The organism is Kitasatospora sp. SC0581 (assembly GCF_048159585.1).
Classification (GTDB): Bacteria; Actinomycetota; Actinomycetes; order Streptomycetales; family Streptomycetaceae; genus Kitasatospora.
Genome location: NZ_JBLRWA010000193.1, coordinates 1 through 391 on the forward strand (window position 1 = coordinate 1; position 391 = coordinate 391).

The 391-nt window shown below is 71.1% G+C and carries 1 protein-coding gene; it reads left to right on the forward strand.

All coding sequences use genetic code 11. The features are described 5' to 3' along the window. A partial coding sequence (locus ACLWS4_RS37735; protein ID WP_416876533.1) for a PAC2 family protein occupies positions 1-391 on the forward strand: 391 nt, incomplete at both ends.

Sequence of the window (391 nt, forward strand, 5' to 3'; positions counted from 1 at the left end):
CCCGGTGATGGTCTGCGCCTTCGAGGGCTGGAACGACGCAGGTGACGCGGCCTCAGCCGCCGTCGGCCACCTGGACACGACCTGGGGCGGCAAGGTGTTCGCCGCACTGGACGCCGAGGACTACTACGACTTCCAGGTGAACCGTCCGACCGTCTGGCTGGACGGCGGAGTGCGCCGGATCACCTGGCCGACCACCCGCCTCTCGGTGGTCCGGGTCACCGAGCCGCGCCCGCGCGACCTGGTCCTGGTCCGCGGCATCGAGCCCAGCATGCGCTGGCGCTCGTACTGCAACGAACTGCTCGGCTTCGCCCACGAGTTGGGCGTCGAGCTGGTGGTGATCCTGGGCGCCCTGCTGGGCGATGCCCCGCACAGCCGACCGGTGCCGGTCAGT